The sequence below is a fragment of the Microbispora corallina genome (assembly GCF_016863035.1).
GTDB lineage: Bacteria > Actinomycetota > Actinomycetes > Streptosporangiales > Streptosporangiaceae > Microbispora > Microbispora corallina.
Genome location: NZ_BOOC01000004.1, coordinates 54,967 through 70,653 on the forward strand (window position 1 = coordinate 54,967; position 15,687 = coordinate 70,653).

Consider the following 15,687-nt stretch of genomic DNA (forward strand, 5'->3'; position numbering starts at 1 on the left):
GGAGCGGTGGACCTCGGCCTCGCCCTCGCGCAGTACGGGCCGTTCGCCTCACTCGACAGCGTCCGCCTGGTCGCCCGCGAGGCCGAGTCGATGGGCTTCGCCAGTCTGTGGGTGGGCGACCGCCTGCTCACCCCCCTCCGGCCGCGGGACCCCTACCCGGGCGGGGACGGCAGGATCCCCGAGGCCCAGCGGGTCTTCCTCGACCCGGTCGCCGTGCTGACCGTCGCCGCCGCCTGCACCGTCCGGCCGCGGCTCGGCACGAGCGTGCTGAACGGCCCGCTGTACCCGCCCGTCGCGCTGGCCCGGTCCCTGACCACGGTCGACCTGTTCAGCGGCGGGCGCCTTGTCGTGGGGCTCGGCCTCGGCTGGTCCTCCGACGAGTACGACGCCTCGGGCGTGCCGTGGAAGGGGCGAGGCGCCCGGCTGGAGGGGGTCCTCGACGTGCTGGAGGCCGTCTGGACCGCCGACCCCGTCTCCTACGCCGGCGGCCCGTGGACGGTCGCCCCGAGCCACGTCCTCCCCAAGCCGGCCCGACGCCCGCCCGTGTACCTGGCCGGGTTCGCGCCGGCGGCGCTGCGCCGCGTGGGCCGCAGGGCCGACGGCTGGCTGCCCGCCGCCCTCCCGCCGCCCCTGCTGACCGGGATGTGGGACGTGGTCCGCCGGGCCGCCGAGGAGGCCGGGCGCGACCCCGGCGCCCTGCGGATGGCCCTGCGGTGCAATCCGATCATCACGGACGAGCCGGTCGACCCCTCCCGTGTGCCGAGGGCGGGGACCGTCGCCCAGATCGCCGGCTACCTGGCGGAGGCGGCCGCGGCCGGGGTGCACGAGGCGTTCGTGGACCTCCAGCTCACCGCGCGCGACGACGACCACCTGCTCCGCCTGGCCGAGGCCGTGCGGAAGGCCGTGGGCTGAGCCGGACGGCGACATGCCGTTCTCCGGTACCCACTCCCCGGAACCGGTCGGTGTCGCGGATAATGGGCCAAGCCGCCATCATCCCAGGAGAACGCGTGACCTCTCTCAGCAAAGACAACCTGGACCTGGCCGCGACCGCGGAGAAGCTCGCCGACAGCGCCCCCACCGGGTCGCTGCGCCACGCCGCCGCCAAGTCGGTCGCCATCACGTTCGCCACCACGCGCGACCTGTCCCAGGCCCGCACCACCCTCGACGGGCTCGCCCCCGACGACGTGCGCAAGGCCGCGCTCGAGCTGTTCGACCAGCTCTCCGCCCGGCCCGAGTAGCCGCAGCCCCGGACGGTCAGCCCGCGGCGGTCCACGTGATCGCCGGCGGTCGCACGGCCGCGCACAGCGGATGGCCCTTGGCGTCGGTGAGGCCGAGCCGGCCGATCAGCGTGCCCGACTCCACGGCCGCCCGGGCGACGTCCGGGGCGACGGCGTCGAACATGAGCTTGGCCCGGCGGAACACGGTGAGGCCGCCGGCCGGATCGGCCGTGCCCCACGACAGGTAGACGAACCGGCCGCCCGGCCCGCCCTGGACGTGCGGCCCCCGGATGTCGACGCCGTCCGGGCCGGCCAGAGCCGTGCACTCCAGCGTCCAGGAGGCGGACGGCGCGTCCCCCGGCTGGAGGCCGTCGATCTCCCCGGGCCGGTTGCGGCGCTGCACCCCCACGTGCACGCCCGTGTACCCCGGGAAGCCCTCGGCGGCGGGGCAGTCGCGCCCCGGCAGGTCCACGCCCTCGATGCGGATCAGCATGGGGGCCATCCTCGCAGTCTTCCCTGGAGGGGGGCGGAAAGCACGACGGGCCCCGGCGTCGCCGGGGCCCGTTCCTGGTGGGCGATACTGGGATTGAACCAGTGACCTCTTCCGTGTCAGGGAAGCGCTCTCCCGCTGAGCTAATCGCCCGTGTGCGTTTTGCAGAGGTGGAGACGGGATTTGAACCCGTGTACGCGGCTTTGCAGGCCGCTGCCTCGCCTCTCGGCCACTCCACCGGGTCATGCTCCGAGCGGAAGACGGGATTCGAACCCGCGACCCTCACCTTGGCAAGGTGATGCTCTACCACTGAGCCACTTCCGCGTGCGGCCCGTCACCGGACTCACGCAGAGCACTTTATCCAATCCCCGCCGAGTACCCAAATCAGAATCCGGATCCTTCGACCGTCGTCGAAGAATCGCTGGTCTACGGTCGATACATGCCCGCCGAGTACATCGCCATGGACGCCGACGTCGCCCCGGTGGCGGCCCTGATCGCCGATCCGGCGCGCGCCGCCATGCTCACCGCCCTGCTCGACGGCAGGGCCCTCGCGGCGGGGGAGCTGGCCCGCCTGGCGGGGGTGAGCGCTCCCACCGCGAGCTCCCACCTGGCCCGGCTGCTGGATGGCGGCCTCGTCACCGTGGTCAGCCAGGGGAGGCACCGCTACTACCGCCTCGCGGGCCCCGACGTCGCCGCGGTGCTGGAGGTGCTGGCCCGGGTCAGCGACCGGCCGGCCGTGCGGTCCCTGCGGCAGTCGCGGCAGGCCCGCCTGTTGCGCGAGGCCCGGACCTGCTACGACCACCTCGCCGGGCGGGTCGGCGTGGAGATCTACGACGCGCTGGTCCGGGAGGGCCGGCTGCTCGACGAGGAGGAGGGCGCGCGGCGGATCACGGACGCGGGCGCGGCGGCCCTGGCCGGCCTGGGCGTGGACGTCGAGGCCGCGCGGCTCAGCCGCCGCCGGTTCGCCCCCGGCTGCCTCGACTGGCTGGAGCGCAGGCCCCACCTCGGCGGGGCGCTGGGCGCCGCCCTGCTGGAGCGGCTCCTGGACGCGGGATGGCTGGTCCGCGGCTCGGCGCGCAGGGCTCTCCGGCTGACCGAGGCCGGCCGGGACGGACTTGCCGCGACCCTCGGGTGTAAGGACCTAAGCTGCGATACGCTGGTTACCTCTTAGAGCTCCAGGAACGTGAAAGAGTAGGACGATGCACGACAACGAGGTCGTCGCCGTCGGGCCCGAGCCGCTCACCTTCGAGGACGTCGTCCGGGTCGCCCGGTACAACGCGCCGGTGCGGCTGACGGACGACGCGATCGCGGAGATGGCCGCCTCCCGCGGGAGGATCGAGGAGCTGGCGGAGGGCGACACCCCCGCGTACGGCGTCTCCACCGGTTTCGGCGCCCTCGCCACCCGGCACATCGACCCGTCGTTGCGGGCGCGGCTCCAGCGCAGCCTGGTCCGCTCGCACGCCGCCGGCTCGGGTCCGGAGGTCGAGACCGAGGTCACCCGGGCGATGATGCTGCTGCGCCTGCGGACGCTCGCCAGCGGCCACACCGGGGTCCGGCCGGCCACGGCCCGCGTCCTGGAGTCCCTCCTGAACGCGAAGATCACGCCGGTCGTCCACGAGTACGGAAGCCTCGGGTGCTCGGGGGACCTCGCGCCGCTGTCCCACGTCGCCCTGACGATCATGGGCGAGGGCGTGGTCCGGGACGCGTACGGGCGGCTCAGGCAGGCCGGCGAGGCGCTCAAGGAGTGCGGGATCGAGCCGGTGGAGCTGGCCGCCAAGGAGGGTCTCGCCCTGATCAACGGCACCGACGGCATGCTCGGCATGCTGGTGCTCGCCCTCGGCGACCTCACCCGCCTGCTCAGGACCGCGGACATCACGGCGGCCATGAGCGTCGAGGCCCTCCTCGGCACCGACTACGTCTTCGCGGCCGACCTGCAGGCGTTGCGCCCGCACCCCGGGCAGGCCGCCGCGGCGGCAAACATGCGGGCGCTGCTCGCCGGCTCCGGGGTGATGGCCTCCCACCGGGACGGCTCGTGCACCCGGGTCCAGGACGCGTACTCGCTGCGCTGCGCCCCGCAGGTGGCCGGCGCCGCCAGGGACACCGTGGCCCACGCCGCGACCGTCGCCGCCCGCGAGCTGGCCAGCGCCATCGACAACCCGGTCGTGCTGGCGGACGGCCGGGTGGAGTCGAACGGCAACTTCCACGGCGCCCCCGTGGCGTACGTGCTGGACTTCCTGGCCATCGCGGTGGCCGACCTCGCCTCGATCTCCGAGCGGCGGACCGACCGGATGCTCGACGTGGCGCGCAGCCACGGCCTGCCGGCCTTCCTGGCCGACGACCCCGGCGTGGACTCCGGGCACATGATCGCCCAGTACACGCAGGCGGCCGTCGTGTCGGAGCTGAAGCGGCTGGCGGCGCCGGCGAGCGTCGACTCGATCCCGAGCTCGGCCATGCAGGAGGACCACGTCTCCATGGGCTGGTCGGCCGGGCGCAAGCTGCGCAGGGCCGTCGACGGCCTCACCCGCGTGCTCGCCGTGGAGCTGCTGACCGCGGCCCGGGCCCTCGACCTGCGCCGCCCCCACGAGCCCGCCCCCGGCACGGGCGCGGTCGTGCGGGCGCTGCGCGAGGCCGTGGCGGGCCCGGGTCCCGACCGGTTCCTCGCCCCGGAGATCGAGGCGGCCGTCCAGCTCGTCGCCGACGGCACCGTGGTCAACGCCGCCGAGTCCGCCGTCGGCGCCCTCGCCTGAAACCTGTGACCCGGGCGGTCAGGAGACGGCGGCGACCAGCTCGACCTCCAGGAGCAGGCCGGGGCGGAACAGCCGCGGCACCTCGACCGTCGTGCTCGCGGGCGGCTCGCCCGTGATGTGGCGCCGCCGCACGGCCCCGTACTGCGGCAGCAGGTCCATGTCGGTCAGGAACGTCCGGATGTGCAGCACCCGGTCGAACGACGAGCCCTGGTCGGCGAGGATGCGGCGCAGGTTCTCCATGACGAACTCGGCCTGGCGGGTCATGTCGCCCTCGCCCACGACCCGGTCGTCCTCGTCGAGGGCCACCTGGCCGGAGACGAAGAGCAGGTCGCCGGCCCGGGTGGCGTGCGAGTAGTAGCCGTTGGTCGCGGGGACCGAGGCCGGGTTCAGCCTGCGCACCGGCTCCCGCGGGCCGGCGGCCTCGGCGAACGGGATGATCGCCGTGAGGTCCCGGTCCGCCAGGCCCGCCGCGGCCGCCTCGGCCAGCCGGTCGCGGGCCGCCGCGGCCACCGACTGGGCGCTCCCCGGCCCCTCGGTGCCGAGCCGCAGGTCCTTCGCCGCCAGGCCCAGCGCGTACCGCGTTTCTGAAGGGCCCGACTCGACGGCGGGCCGCAGCCGCTCCGCGAGCGGCCCGAGCGGCGTGGCGGACAGGACGTCGACGAGGGCCGACCGGTCCAGCCCGAGCGCCCGCGCGTAGGCGAGGCCCTCGGCCAGCCCCACCTGGGCGGAGACGAACACGTTCATCACGGCCAGCTTGGTCGCCGCGCCCGTGCCCGGGCCGCCCGTCTCCCTGACGGTCCCGAAGACGGACAGCACCTCCCGCACCCGGGCGACGTCGCCGGGCGCGCCGCCCGCGAGCACGGTCAGCGTGCCGTCCGCGGCCGGCCCGACGCTGCCGAGCACGGGGGCGTCGACCAGGGCCACCCCCTCGGGGAGCAGGCCGCGCACCCGCCGGACGGCGTCCGGCCCGATCGTGGACATCTCGACGAGCGCCGACCCCGGCCGCAGTCCCGGCCACGCGGCCCCCACGACGTCCTCCACGGCCCGCGGATCGCTGAGCATCGTCACCACAATGTCCGCTTCCGCCACGGCCGCCTCCGGTGAGGGGGCCGAGCGCGCGCCGGGCACCTGTTTCGGCGTACGGTTCCATACGGTCACGTCGTGCCCGGCGGCGACCAGCCGCCCGGCCATGGGGGCGCCCATGCGCCCCAACCCCAGAAAAGCGATCACGGCCGGGACGCTAGTGGAGGATCCTCCTATTCCACCAGCGATTAGATCGCATGGAAGCCATACCGCGAACGCATGGATGGGAGCATGTTCGAGACCGACGCGCTGGTGCTGCTCGACATCGTGGCCCGTACCGGGTCCTTCACAGCGGCCGCCCTCCAGCTCAGTCACACCCAGTCCGCCGTCTCCCGCCGGATCGCCTCCCTCGAGGCCGAGGCGGGCGGCCCGCTGTTCGAGCGGCTTCCCCGCGGCGTACGGCTGACGCCGGCGGGGCGGGCGCTGCACCGCCACGCCCGCGAGGTGCTGGAGCGCCTGCGCCGGGCCGGCGAGGAGCTGTCGGCCATCCACACGGGGACGGGCGGGCGGCTGCGCGTGGGGGCGTTCGCGACGGCCAACGCGGTGCTCGTGCCCGCGGCCCTGCGCGCGTTCCGCGAGGCGAGCCCCGAGGTGGGGGTGACGCTCGTGGAGGGCCTGAGCGGCGCGCTCATGGAGGCCCTCGGCCGGGGGGAGATCGACATCGCCGTGGTCAGCGACTACCCCTCCGGGCTGGGGCCGGGGGAGGACGCCGAGGTCGTGCCGCTGATGGAGGACGAGCTCCTGGTCGCCCTCCCCGCCGACCACCCGCTGGCCGCCTGGGAGGAGGTGGACCTGCGCGACCTGAAGGACGAGAGCTGGATCGAGGGCGCGCCCCCGGGCAGCGCCACCATGCTCGCGGCCGCCTGCGCCCGGGCCGGCTTCACCCCGCGCGTGGACATCAGGATCGCCGAGTGGACCGGCAAGCTCGGGTACGTCGCGGCCGGCCTCGGGGTGACACTGGTGCCGGCCATGGCCGCCCCCGCCGTGCGGAGCGATCTCGCGCTGCGGCGGCTCGGCGACCTCGCGCCCCGGCGGTCGGTGTACGCGGCCCTGCCGCGCACGACGGCCCTCCCGGCCGCCCGCACGCTCCTGGCCCTCCTGCGCGACCGCGTCCCCGCCTGACCCGCTGCGAGAGGCGGGCGACGGTTTCGCCCGGTGTGCTGCGTGTTGCGACAATGGAGGCGTGCACGACGCATTCGCCCACGTCGGGGGACGCCTGGCCACCGGCCTGCGGGACGTGACGACCGACCTCGCCGCCCTCGACGGCGAGGGGTGGTGGGCCGTCGTCGTGACGTACGAGGGCAAGGTGACCTGTGCCCGCTTCGACCGGGTGCGCCCGGCGCCGCTGCCCCCGCCGTCCCGGCCCTGGCGGGGCCCGCGGCGCGAGGCGTGGCGCAGCTCGCTCGACCGGACGGCGTACGAGCGGGGCGTGCAGCGGATCCGGGACCACATCGAGCGGGGCGAGGTCTACCAGGCCAACCTGTGCCGGATCCTGTCCGCGCCGCTCCCCGGCCCGGCGGGCCCCCTCGCCCTGGCCGCGCGGCTGGCCGAGGGCAACCCGGCGCCGTACGCCGCGGTGGTCGACGTGCCGGGGCTGGCCGTGGTGTCGGCCTCGCCGGAGCTGTACCTGTCGCGCAGGGGCGAGGTGATCGAGTCGCGGCCGATCAAGGGGACCGGGGCGACCGCGGCCGACCTCCTCGAGAAGGACTACCCGGAGAACCTGATGATCGTGGACCTCGTCCGCAACGACCTGGGCCGCGTGGCCACGGTAGGCTCGGTGTCGGTGCCCTCCCTCTTCGCGATCGAGGAGCACCCCGGGCTGGTCCACCTGGTGTCGACCGTACGCGCCCGGCTTGACCGGGAAGCCGGCTGGCCGGAGCTGTTCGCCGCCACCTTCCCGCCCGGGTCGGTGACGGGGGCGCCGAAATCCTCCGCGCTCCACGTCATCAACGAGCTCGAACCGGAGCCCCGCGGGCCCTACTGTGGGGCCGTGGGCTGGGTCGACGCCGACAGGCGCGAGGGGGCGCTGGCCGTTGGCATACGCACCTTCTGGATCGAGCACGACACGGTCCGGTTCGGCACAGGCGCGGGCATCACCTGGGGCTCCGACCCCCGGCTGGAGTGGCGCGAGACCGAGCTCAAGGCCGCCCGGCTGATCGGGCTCGCGTCGGAAGGCGGGCCGCGCGCATAGGAACGGAGAAGGAGATGGCAGTACCCATCTGGGTCAACGGGGAGCTGTACGAGCCCGACAAGGCCGTGGTGTCGGTGTTCGACCACGGTCTGATGGTCGGCGACGGAGTGTTCGAGACGATCAAGGCGGTCGACGGCGAGTCCTTCGCCCTCACCCGGCACCTCGACCGCCTCGCGCTGTCCGCCAAGCGGATGGACCTCCCCGAGCCCGACCTGGCCGCGATCGCCGACGGCGTGCGCCGCTGCCTGGAGGCCGCCCCGAAGTGGCCGCTCGCCCGGATCAGGATCACTTACACGAGCGGCCCGGGCCCGCTGGGCTCCGACCGCGGCGGGGCCGGGTCGAACACGATCGTCATCGTGGGCGAGCAGGCGCCGTTCCCGGCGACCGCCGACGTGGCCGTAGTGCCCTGGCCGCGCAACGAGCGGGGCGCGCTCGCCGGCGTCAAGAGCACGTCGTACGGCGACAACGCCAAGGCCCTCGTGTACGCCAAGGAGCGCGGCGGCGCGGAGGCGATCTTCGAGAACCTCGCCGGCGACCTCTGCGAGGGCACCGGCAGCAACATCTTCATCGTCACCGGCGGCCGCCTGATCACGCCCACGCTCGCCTCCGGCTGCCTCGCCGGCATCACCCGGGCGCTCACGCTCGAGTGGTACGGCGGCGAGGAGGCCGACGTGCCGATCTCGGCGCTGTACGAGGCGGAGGAGGCGTTCCTCACCTCCACCACCCGGGACATCCAGCCGATCAGGGCCGTCAACGGTGTGGTGCTGCCCGCCGCCCCCGGCCCGGTCACGCTGGCCGCCATGAAGGCCTTCGCCGAGCGGGCCGCGGGCGACCTCGACCCGTGACGCCCCGCCGGCTCAGCCCCGGCCGTACGGGTGCTGGCTCTGCGGGTTGAACCCCGTCATCCGCACCTTGCCGGCCGGGGCCGTCAGGGGATCGTCGAGGCGCAGCACGTCCAGGCCCTTGGTGATGTCGCTGGAGTAGATGTAGCCGTTGTAGTAGTAGGCCGACCAGGAGCCGCCGAGCTCCAGCTCCGGCGGCAGCGGCCCCCGCTCGAAGTAGGCGATCTCGCGGGGGTGGGCGGCGTCGGTGAAGTCCCATACCGAGACCCCGCCCATGTACCACGCCTGGACCATGACGTCCCGGCCCGGCACGGGGACGAGTGAGCCGTTGTGGGCCACGCAGTTCTCCTTCGGGCCCTGCGGGCGCGGGATCTTGTAGTAGCCCTGCCGGACCAGCCGGTGGTCGGGCGTCAGGGAGTAGACGGCGTCCGCGCCCTTCTCCGGGCTGACCTGGGCGTTGCAGGTCGCCGCGAGCCCGCCGCCCAGCTCGTCGCTGAAGACGACCTTGGTCCCCGCGTCGTTGAACGTCGCCGAGTGCCAGATGGAGAAGTTCTCCTGGTCCGTCACCACCTGGAGCACCCGCGGCTTCACCGGGTCGGAGATGTCCATCAGCACGCCGTCGCCGAAGCACGCTCCCGCCGCGAGCCCCTTCTCCGGGTACGCGGTGATGTCGTGGCACCCGGCCGAGACGTCGTCGGCCGATCCGGTGCCCTCCAGCAGCGCCGGCGTGGCGACGACCCGCGCGTCGCCCGGATGCCTCACCGGCACCTCGACGATCGAGATGTTCTGGTGGGGCGGCGGGCAGGTCGGCGAGTCGTCGATCGGGCCGGGGGAGGACACGTACAGGTAGAGCACATCGGGGGTCTTCCCGGGCACGATCGTGTTCGTGTGGGAGCCGCACTCGGTGCGCACCGACGCCACGTACCGGGGGTCGGTCTTGTCGGAGACGTCGAAGATGCGGACGCCCTCCCACTCCTTCGGGTCGGAGGGGTCTCCGGGACCGGCGGCGCAGGTGTCGTCCGTCCGCGGGTCGTCGACCGAGACGAACAGCAGGTCGCCCGCGACCGAGACGTCGTTCTGCCCGCCCGGGCAGACGACCCGGGAGACGGCCTTCGGATGGGCCGGGTCGCTGATGTCGTGGACCGTGAAGCCCTCGTAGTTGCCGACGTACGCGTAGTGGCCCTCGAACGCCATGTCGGTGCCCCAGGCCTGCGGCCCGTCGAACGGCGCCTGGAGGGGGACGTTGGCGACGACCGTCATGTTGGGGCTGTGCCGGATCTCGTCCTGGCCCGGCAGCCCGGCGTTCTGCCCGGCAGTCTGCCCGGCCGTCTGCCCTGTGGTCTGCTCCGAGGCGGGCGGGGACGACGGGTCGGGCGCCGAGGCCGTGCAGGCCGCGGACAGGAGGACGACGGCCGCCGCCGTCGCCGTCAGTACCGGTCGTCTCACTGCGCCCCCATCTCTCGGCAACGTGGCCCAGTATGGAAGCTATGTCCGGCAGGCGTCCGGTGAGGGCCGCTTTCGTAACGGTTGCGCTCGCAATGATCGCTCCGGCCGCCTGCTCGTCCGCCGAGCGGCCGGCCCCGCTCGTGGCTGGCTCCGGCGCCCCGGTCGTCGTCCCCGGCGCCCCGGGGGAGCCGGGCCGCACGGCGGAGCCCGGACAGCGGCTGGGGGAGTCGCAGGCGCGGGCGGCGGCGCAGGACGTCCGCTTCGCCGAGGCGATGATCCCCCACCACAGGCAGGCGATCGAGATGGCCGGCCTGGCGGCGGCCCGCACGGACGACCCGTCCGTGACGGCGATGGCCGGCCGGATCGCGACCGGTCAGGGTCCGGAGGTCACGGTAATGACGTCATGGCTGGAGGCGCTCGGCCGCCCGGCGCCGGAGGCGCACGACCACATGCCCGGCGGGTACGGCATGGCCACGCCGGACGAGCTCAACCGCCTCCGCGAGGCCCGCGGCTCCGACTTCGACCGGTTGTTCCTGTCACTGATGATCCGGCATCACGAAGGCGCCCTGCGGATGGCGGGGGAGGAGCTGAGGGCGGGCAGGGACCGGGCCATGCTCGCGATGGCGCAGGACGTCATGTCCGGGCAGCAGGTGGAGATCACCCGCATGCGGCGGATCCTGGACGGCGTCTGACCGGGTCAGGAGCTCCAGAGCATGTTGGTGAGCTCCTCGTCGAGGTCCATGAAGTCGGTCTCCCGCCCGGCCGGCACCAGCTCGTACGTCCGGTGCAGGAACTCGGTCAGCGGGGCCAGCGGCACCTCGAACAGCGCCTGGCCGAAGGGCGAGGTGAGGCTGATGTTCAGCGTCCGCTCGCCGTCGGAGCGGGCGGGCCACACCTGGACGTCCCCGTCTCCCACCCGGCGCACGATGCCCACGGTCAGCAGCTCGCGGGCGAAGATCCATTCGACCGGCTCGTCATTCCCCACATGGAAGGCCATGCGGATGGCGTACGGGTCCTCGGCCGTGTAGCTCAGGCCGGCGAGCAGGGGGACGGTCGTACGGTCGGGGACCACAAGCCGAAGGCCCAGCTCGGCAGAGACGGTGGTGCTGTTCATCGTCAGCCAAACCTTTTCGTCGTCGGGTCCCCAATCAGGGGCTATCACTGCGCGGACCGGCTTCGTCCGCCGCTCGTGCTACGAGGCGAACGAAGAGACCCGTAGGAAAGATTCCGCCTCCGAGCCCTTCTGTAACGCACATCACAGCTTGACATTCGGTCATCTACCTGCTCAAACATCGTCAACAGGCACAGTCTTACCTCTGCTTTACGTGTCCCCGACCTCCCCTTCTCAGTCCCATTGGCCACATTTGATCTTACGTGGTGCGTATGGGTCGAGCATGGGGCATCACGATGCTATGACACGAGACGGCCACACCGTGGTCTGTCCGGCGAACCTTTCCCACGCTGTTGGCGAAGCCGGTACGCGCGCACGGGCTCGCCGTGCTTTCGCCAGCACCCCCCCGGGTGCGGTATGGTTTTCCCCGTCGGCACCGAGAGGCGACCGGCCGTCCCGGGCGATTAGCTCAGCGGGAGAGCGCTTCGTTCACACCGAAGAGGTCACTGGTTCGATCCCAGTATCGCCCACACAGCTCACAGGCCATCCGCCACCACGCGGGTGGCCTGTTTTGATCTTCTGAGTGACTAAGTGAGTGACTAGGCGTCCCTGTCGGCATTCGGGAAGATGCGGTCCATCGCCTCGGCGCCCTCCAGCAGGACGGGCCGGAGTTGCTTGCGATAGACGGTTTCGGTGACCGTGGTGTTGCCGTGGCCCACCAGCCGGGAGATGTTCTCCAGAGGCACACCGCTGTCGGAAAGCTGCGACACGAAGCTGTGCCGCATCTCTCGCGGAACCCATTCCGTCGCGTCCAGCCCTGCCTTCCGGAGAACTGTACGAAACGCTCGCCGTACGTTGCCCGCATCCAGTTCCGTCCCGTACCGCGTGGCGAACACGAGGTCGTGATCCTGCCAGGTGGCGCCGGCGGGTGCTGGGTGAGGAGCACCCCGACACGCTGACCAGCCAGAACAACCTGGCGCTCGCGCTGCGGGCATTGGGGCGGTTGGAGGAGGCCGAGGCCGAGCACCGCGCGGTGCTGGAGATACGGCGGCGGGTGCTGGGTGAGGACCACCCGGACACGCTGACCAGCCGGAACAACCTGGCGCTCGTGCTGAGAGATCTGGGGCGGTGGGCGGAGGCTGAAGTGCTGGAGTGATCTCGTCTTGTACACCAAAGTTCCTCGTTGAGTCATCCTCCTCCGGCAGGTGGTACAGAGGTATTTCAGGATCTCGACCGCCCCGTACCCTGCGTGCTGACCTGGCAGGCTGTGATCCCCCGGCCTGATAGAGGGGGCAGGCCGGGGATAATAACTCGCCCGCGCCGTATGCCAGGTGCGTGCCACATTGGACGGCGATCAGCGGAGACTGACGGGAAGTCGCGGGGACTCGACCAGCCCTGAGCTGCATTCCTTGTTCTCCGGCTCAGACAGGGTAAATCAGGAGCCGATTCCCAAGCTGATAGTGAAGCTCCGTCCCGCAGTCAGTTCGCGCTCGAATCGAGAGCCAAACCAGGGCACTTTTCGGGCACGTGGCAACGTGATCAAACATTGCCACGGCGCAGGCTAAGTCGTAGCGACATTCGTCACGAGGCGCGAGGGAGTGATCTTCAGGGGGGCCGTCTGAGTGAGGAACTGCGTGACAACAGGGGTGCATCCCTCCGCCCATCAGCGCACGACAGTGCACATGGGGGCCCGTCTACCAGGGAAAACACCAGGTGAGCCGATCACCAAAAGTGCTTTGGGAGCATGAAGTCTTAGCCGGTGAGCGTGCCAGGCCGCAAAGCGGACTGCATGAAGTAGTGCGGACAGCCTTCGGGAGCGGCACATCTGGGGACCATTTAGGGACCGCACGCTCTGCACATAGCCGAACGACCAGCGTGCGAGCGAACTTCACTTCTACCTTCTTAAAACGCTCGCGCTGTGCCCGTTCATGCCCGGAGGGCCGCCGACCACAGGCGAGTGACGAGGACGCGGCGAATTGGTGGACGCGCTGACATATGTGCGTTTTCCTGTGATCGCGGGGGTGGGTTCGGCGGATATGCATGGGCCGGAGGCGTGGAATGGGGCGGGGCCGGATCGCTGTGGCGATCGGCGGATTGGTGAGCCGGCCGCGGCATGGTCGTGCCGGGCATGGGTCCTTCATCGTCGTGTCCGTGACCGGGAGGTCGGGGTTAGCGGGCGGTCAGGCCGGTGATGAGGAGGGCGAGCCAGCGGGCGCGGACGTGGGCGGGCTGGTCGGTGGGGGCGGTGGAGAACAGTAGGTAGAGGTCGTCGACGCTGAAGTCGGGGCGCAGGTCGCCGTGCTGGTGGGCGGCGTGGATGAGGCGGTCGAGTGCGGCGGTGGCGCGGGCTTCGTCGTGGAGGGCGGCGGGGTCAGCGGCCAGGGCGCGGGCGGCGGCCTTGACCGCGTGGTCGTGCGCGGCGGTGTCGATCAGCCGGGTCAGGAACCCGGTGATCTCCTCCAGGGCGGGCGAGCCGTCGTCACAGGTTCGGCTCAGGGCGGCTTCGGCGTCGTCGGCGACCGCGGTGATGGAGGCGGCGACGACGGCGGCGACCAGGTCGGTCTTGGTCGGGAAGTGCTTGTAAAGGGTGCCGACCGCGAACCCGGCCGCGGTGGCGATCTGTTCCATCGACACCTCGGGGCCGTTCGCGGTGATCTGCTCGTGCGCCGCCGCCATGATCTTGGCGCGGTTGCGGACGGCGTCGGCGCGCTGCGGCCGTGGCGAGCTCATGGGCATCTCCAGGGGGCGATTGGAACCGAGTGAACTATGCTTCACTATAGATCGTGAAGCATCATTCACCTTACTGGAGGGCAGCATGAGCAGCACCACGACCGGCGCGACGGGTAGGACGGCACTGGTGACCGGGGCGTCCTCGGGCATCGGCGAGGCTACCGCGCTCAACCTCCAGAGGCTCGGGTTCACCGTCTACGGGGCGGCCCGCCGCACCGACCGCCTCAAGGCCCTCGCTGACCAGGGGGTGCGGCCGCTGGCGATGGACGTCACCGACACCACCTCCATGGCCGCGGGCGTAGAGAAGATCATCGACGAGACCGGGCGGATCGACGTGCTGGTCAACAACGCCGGCTACGGTTCCTACGGCGCCATCGAGGATGTCCCCCTACAGGAGGCACGCGCCCAGCTCGACGTCAACGTGTTCGGCGCCGCCGAACTCATCCGCCTGGTCCTGCCGCACATGCGCGCCCGCCGTTCCGGCACGATCATCAACGTCACCTCGATGGGCGGCAAGATCTACACCCCGCTCGGCGGCTGGTACCACGGCACCAAGTTCGCCCTGGAGGGCCTGTCGGACTGCCTCCGTCTGGAGGTCAAGCCGTTCGGCATCGACGTCGTAGTCATCGAACCGGGCGGGATCGCCACCGAATGGGGCGGCATCGCCGCCGAAAAGCTGAAGGACGCCTCCGAGCACGGCCCCTATGCCGCCCAGGCCGCCGCTGTCGCGGAGTCGCTGTCGTCCCCGGCGAGTGCCCGCCGCAACTCCCCGCCCAGCGTGATCGCCGACGCGATCGGCAGGGCCGCCACTGCGCGCCGGCCCAAGACCCGCTACACCGCCGGGTTCGGTGCCAAGCCCCTGATCTTCACCCGCTGGCTCCTGCCCGACCGCGCTTTCGACGCCCTCATCACCCGCGCCACCGGCGTCCCCCGCACCTGACCGCCGGATCAACGAGGGCACATGACATCATGATCAACCGCGAAAGACTGAAACCATCGAGATGACCAACGCTAAGTCTCAAGGTGCAGGTTGGGCCGCGGCAGCGAACTTTGTCATCGACGAGCGCGAGAGCATGAGTGACGAAGTGGGTGACAGCCGCGACGGACGGCTCCGAACGGTTGCGGACTGTCACGGATGTTCGCGCAGGTGACCGGCACTATGTCCCCTGAACAAATGCGTGTTCCGGTTGCTTCACACCGAAGAGGTCACTGGTTCGATCCCAGTATCGCCCACCACATCGACGCAGGTCAGGAGCCGGATCTCGAGATCGAGGGTCCGGCTTTTTGATCGTCTGACCCCGATCTGGCCCTCGGCCGTCACTCGTGGTCTCGCATCGTCATTGAGTTGCCTTCTCCGGCACGTGATGACGTGGGGACTGTGCCGTCTTGGATCGGACCGGTGACTGCGTCGAACATGACGGCTTTGAGGCGCTGCCCGACGATGGTGGGCGCAGGGGGAACGGGGCCTGGTCCATCGGGCTGATCGGGCACATCCCGGGTGAGCCCTGGGCATGGTGCTTCATTCATCGCATAGCGTGTCAATCTGGGGCCACCCTGGGAGTCCTGACCTGTGGGTGCACATATGGATAGGCAGCCAACGAGGCCGGTTATTGCCTCTTCGATTGGTCGCGGGCCAGCATGACAACGGGGCTGCCAGTGAGCATGCTTGCCGCGCGAGGTTGTGATCGCGTCGCTATCGTGAAGCGCCGCGACGCCATGGTGCGGCAGCGCCCAAACTGTGGCGCTCTCCGCCGGCGGCAAGCATGTGAACCAAATTGACCCACTCGGGGGTTTAAGGGGTCGTGGGTTCAAATCCCACCGTCCCGACGG

General features: G+C 71.5%; 16 protein-coding genes and 4 tRNA genes. 11 read left to right on the top strand and 9 right to left on the bottom strand.

Features of this window, described 5'->3' with window-relative positions:
- The first annotated feature begins 6 nt into the window (after window positions 1-6).
- Together Mco01_RS07705 and Mco01_RS07710 are read left to right on the top strand one after the other, a co-directional pair.
- Window positions 7-912 (top strand): TIGR03619 family F420-dependent LLM class oxidoreductase, encoded by a 906-nt coding sequence (locus Mco01_RS07705; RefSeq protein WP_204056198.1) that lies wholly within the window; start codon window positions 7-9, stop codon window positions 910-912.
- 95 nt (window positions 913-1,007) lie between these two features.
- Window positions 1,008-1,238 (top strand): hypothetical protein, encoded by a 231-nt coding sequence (locus Mco01_RS07710; RefSeq protein ID WP_036329850.1) that lies wholly within the window; start codon window positions 1,008-1,010, stop codon window positions 1,236-1,238.
- A gap of 16 nt (window positions 1,239-1,254) precedes the next feature.
- On the opposite strand, the gene Mco01_RS07715 is transcribed toward Mco01_RS07710, so the two are convergent.
- The 4 genes from Mco01_RS07715 to Mco01_RS07730 all read right to left on the bottom strand — a co-directional run bounded on the left by Mco01_RS07715 (window position 1,255) and on the right by Mco01_RS07730 (window position 2,031).
- Window positions 1,255-1,710, bottom strand: a complete 456-nt coding sequence (locus tag Mco01_RS07715; RefSeq protein ID WP_239103424.1) for a DUF5990 family protein — start codon at window positions 1,708-1,710, stop codon at window positions 1,255-1,257.
- Between the two features lie 75 nt (window positions 1,711-1,785).
- A tRNA-Val gene (locus Mco01_RS07720) sits at window positions 1,786-1,860 on the bottom strand.
- 15 nt (window positions 1,861-1,875) lie between these two features.
- Window positions 1,876-1,946, bottom strand: a tRNA-Cys gene (locus tag Mco01_RS07725).
- 13 nt (window positions 1,947-1,959) lie between these two features.
- Window positions 1,960-2,031 (bottom strand) — tRNA-Gly (locus Mco01_RS07730).
- 115 nt (window positions 2,032-2,146) lie between these two features.
- Between Mco01_RS07730 and Mco01_RS07735 the strand changes: the two genes are divergently transcribed.
- Together Mco01_RS07735 and hutH are read left to right on the top strand one after the other, a co-directional pair.
- On the top strand, window positions 2,147-2,878 hold the full coding sequence (locus Mco01_RS07735; RefSeq protein ID WP_204056200.1) for an ArsR/SmtB family transcription factor: 732 nt from the start codon (window positions 2,147-2,149) through the stop codon (window positions 2,876-2,878).
- A gap of 28 nt (window positions 2,879-2,906) precedes the next feature.
- Entirely contained in the window at window positions 2,907-4,454 is a 1,548-nt protein-coding gene (gene hutH, locus Mco01_RS07740) for a histidine ammonia-lyase (protein WP_204056201.1), read from the top strand.
- A gap of 18 nt (window positions 4,455-4,472) precedes the next feature.
- Here the strand turns inward: hutH and Mco01_RS07745 are convergent, their stop codons facing one another.
- Window positions 4,473-5,684 carry an NAD(P)-binding domain-containing protein gene (locus Mco01_RS07745; RefSeq protein ID WP_204056202.1) on the bottom strand — a complete coding sequence of 404 codons (1,212 nt, stop codon included), beginning with the start codon at window positions 5,682-5,684 and terminating at the stop codon, window positions 4,473-4,475.
- Between the two features lie 84 nt (window positions 5,685-5,768).
- Between Mco01_RS07745 and Mco01_RS07750 the strand changes: the two genes are divergently transcribed.
- From Mco01_RS07750 to Mco01_RS07760, 3 genes are all read left to right on the top strand, one after another.
- Entirely contained in the window at window positions 5,769-6,659 is an 891-nt protein-coding gene (locus tag Mco01_RS07750) for a LysR family transcriptional regulator (protein WP_204056203.1), read from the top strand.
- Window positions 6,660-6,720: 61 nt separating this feature from the next.
- Window positions 6,721-7,728, top strand: coding sequence for a chorismate-binding protein (locus tag Mco01_RS07755; protein WP_204056204.1), 1,008 nt, complete (start codon window positions 6,721-6,723; stop codon window positions 7,726-7,728).
- Window positions 7,729-7,742: 14 nt separating this feature from the next.
- Window positions 7,743-8,573 (top strand): aminotransferase class IV, encoded by an 831-nt coding sequence (locus tag Mco01_RS07760; RefSeq protein WP_204056205.1) that lies wholly within the window; start codon window positions 7,743-7,745, stop codon window positions 8,571-8,573.
- A 12-nt stretch (window positions 8,574-8,585) separates the two neighbouring features.
- Here the strand turns inward: Mco01_RS07760 and Mco01_RS07765 are convergent, their stop codons facing one another.
- Window positions 8,586-10,016: an LVIVD repeat-containing protein gene (locus Mco01_RS07765; RefSeq protein ID WP_204056206.1), complete on the bottom strand. Its 1,431-nt coding sequence runs from the start codon at window positions 10,014-10,016 to the stop codon at window positions 8,586-8,588.
- A 92-nt stretch (window positions 10,017-10,108) separates the two neighbouring features.
- Here Mco01_RS07765 and Mco01_RS07770 point away from each other — a divergent pair, with 92 nt between their 5' ends.
- Window positions 10,109-10,708, top strand: a complete 600-nt coding sequence (locus Mco01_RS07770) for a DUF305 domain-containing protein (protein WP_239103425.1) — start codon at window positions 10,109-10,111, stop codon at window positions 10,706-10,708.
- Window positions 10,709-10,713: 5 nt separating this feature from the next.
- Here Mco01_RS07770 and Mco01_RS07775 read toward each other — a convergent pair whose 3' ends face one another.
- Complete coding sequence (locus Mco01_RS07775) at window positions 10,714-11,130, bottom strand: SsgA family sporulation/cell division regulator (protein ID WP_036329836.1); 417 nt, start codon at window positions 11,128-11,130, stop codon at window positions 10,714-10,716.
- A gap of 455 nt (window positions 11,131-11,585) precedes the next feature.
- Here Mco01_RS07775 and Mco01_RS07780 point away from each other — a divergent pair.
- A tRNA-Val gene (locus tag Mco01_RS07780) sits at window positions 11,586-11,657 on the top strand.
- Window positions 11,658-11,726: 69 nt separating this feature from the next.
- Here Mco01_RS07780 and Mco01_RS07785 read toward each other — a convergent pair.
- Window positions 11,727-12,122, bottom strand: a complete 396-nt coding sequence (locus Mco01_RS07785; RefSeq protein WP_275410473.1) for a tyrosine-type recombinase/integrase — start codon at window positions 12,120-12,122, stop codon at window positions 11,727-11,729.
- On the opposite strand from Mco01_RS07785, the gene Mco01_RS38980 reads away from it, so the two are divergent.
- A complete protein-coding gene (locus Mco01_RS38980) occupies window positions 12,056-12,283 on the top strand; it encodes a tetratricopeptide repeat protein (protein ID WP_239103426.1) in 228 nt (75 codons plus the stop codon). The genes Mco01_RS07785 and Mco01_RS38980 overlap by 67 nt on opposite strands.
- A gap of 1,013 nt (window positions 12,284-13,296) precedes the next feature.
- Here the strand turns inward: Mco01_RS38980 and Mco01_RS07795 are convergent.
- Complete coding sequence (locus Mco01_RS07795) at window positions 13,297-13,857, bottom strand: TetR/AcrR family transcriptional regulator (protein ID WP_204056209.1); 561 nt, start codon at window positions 13,855-13,857, stop codon at window positions 13,297-13,299.
- 85 nt (window positions 13,858-13,942) lie between these two features.
- Between Mco01_RS07795 and Mco01_RS07800 the strand changes: the two genes are divergently transcribed.
- Entirely contained in the window at window positions 13,943-14,797 is an 855-nt protein-coding gene (locus Mco01_RS07800; RefSeq protein ID WP_204056210.1) for an oxidoreductase, read from the top strand.
- Window positions 14,798-15,687: the final 890 nt, after the last annotated feature.

What these genes read in the sequence shown, in the direction of transcription:
- Mco01_RS07715 (WP_239103424.1), bottom strand. Translation starts at nt 1,710, where the DNA reads ATGCTGATCCGCATCGAGGGCGTGGACCTGCCGGGGCGCGACTGCCCC.
- Mco01_RS07735 (WP_204056200.1), top strand. Translation starts at nt 2,147, where the DNA reads ATGCCCGCCGAGTACATCGCCATGGACGCCGACGTCGCCCCGGTGGCG.
- hutH (WP_204056201.1), top strand. Translation starts at nt 2,907, where the DNA reads ATGCACGACAACGAGGTCGTCGCCGTCGGGCCCGAGCCGCTCACCTTC.
- Mco01_RS07750 (WP_204056203.1), top strand. Translation starts at nt 5,769, where the DNA reads ATGTTCGAGACCGACGCGCTGGTGCTGCTCGACATCGTGGCCCGTACC.
- Mco01_RS07760 (WP_204056205.1), top strand. Translation starts at nt 7,743, where the DNA reads ATGGCAGTACCCATCTGGGTCAACGGGGAGCTGTACGAGCCCGACAAG.
- Mco01_RS07770 (WP_239103425.1), top strand. Translation starts at nt 10,109, where the DNA reads ATGATCGCTCCGGCCGCCTGCTCGTCCGCCGAGCGGCCGGCCCCGCTC.
- Mco01_RS07775 (WP_036329836.1), bottom strand. Translation starts at nt 11,130, where the DNA reads ATGAACAGCACCACCGTCTCTGCCGAGCTGGGCCTTCGGCTTGTGGTC.
- Mco01_RS07785 (WP_275410473.1), bottom strand. Translation starts at nt 12,122, where the DNA reads ATGCCCGCAGCGCGAGCGCCAGGTTGTTCTGGCTGGTCAGCGTGTCGG.
- Mco01_RS07795 (WP_204056209.1), bottom strand. Translation starts at nt 13,857, where the DNA reads ATGAGCTCGCCACGGCCGCAGCGCGCCGACGCCGTCCGCAACCGCGCC.
- Mco01_RS07800 (WP_204056210.1), top strand. Translation starts at nt 13,943, where the DNA reads ATGAGCAGCACCACGACCGGCGCGACGGGTAGGACGGCACTGGTGACC.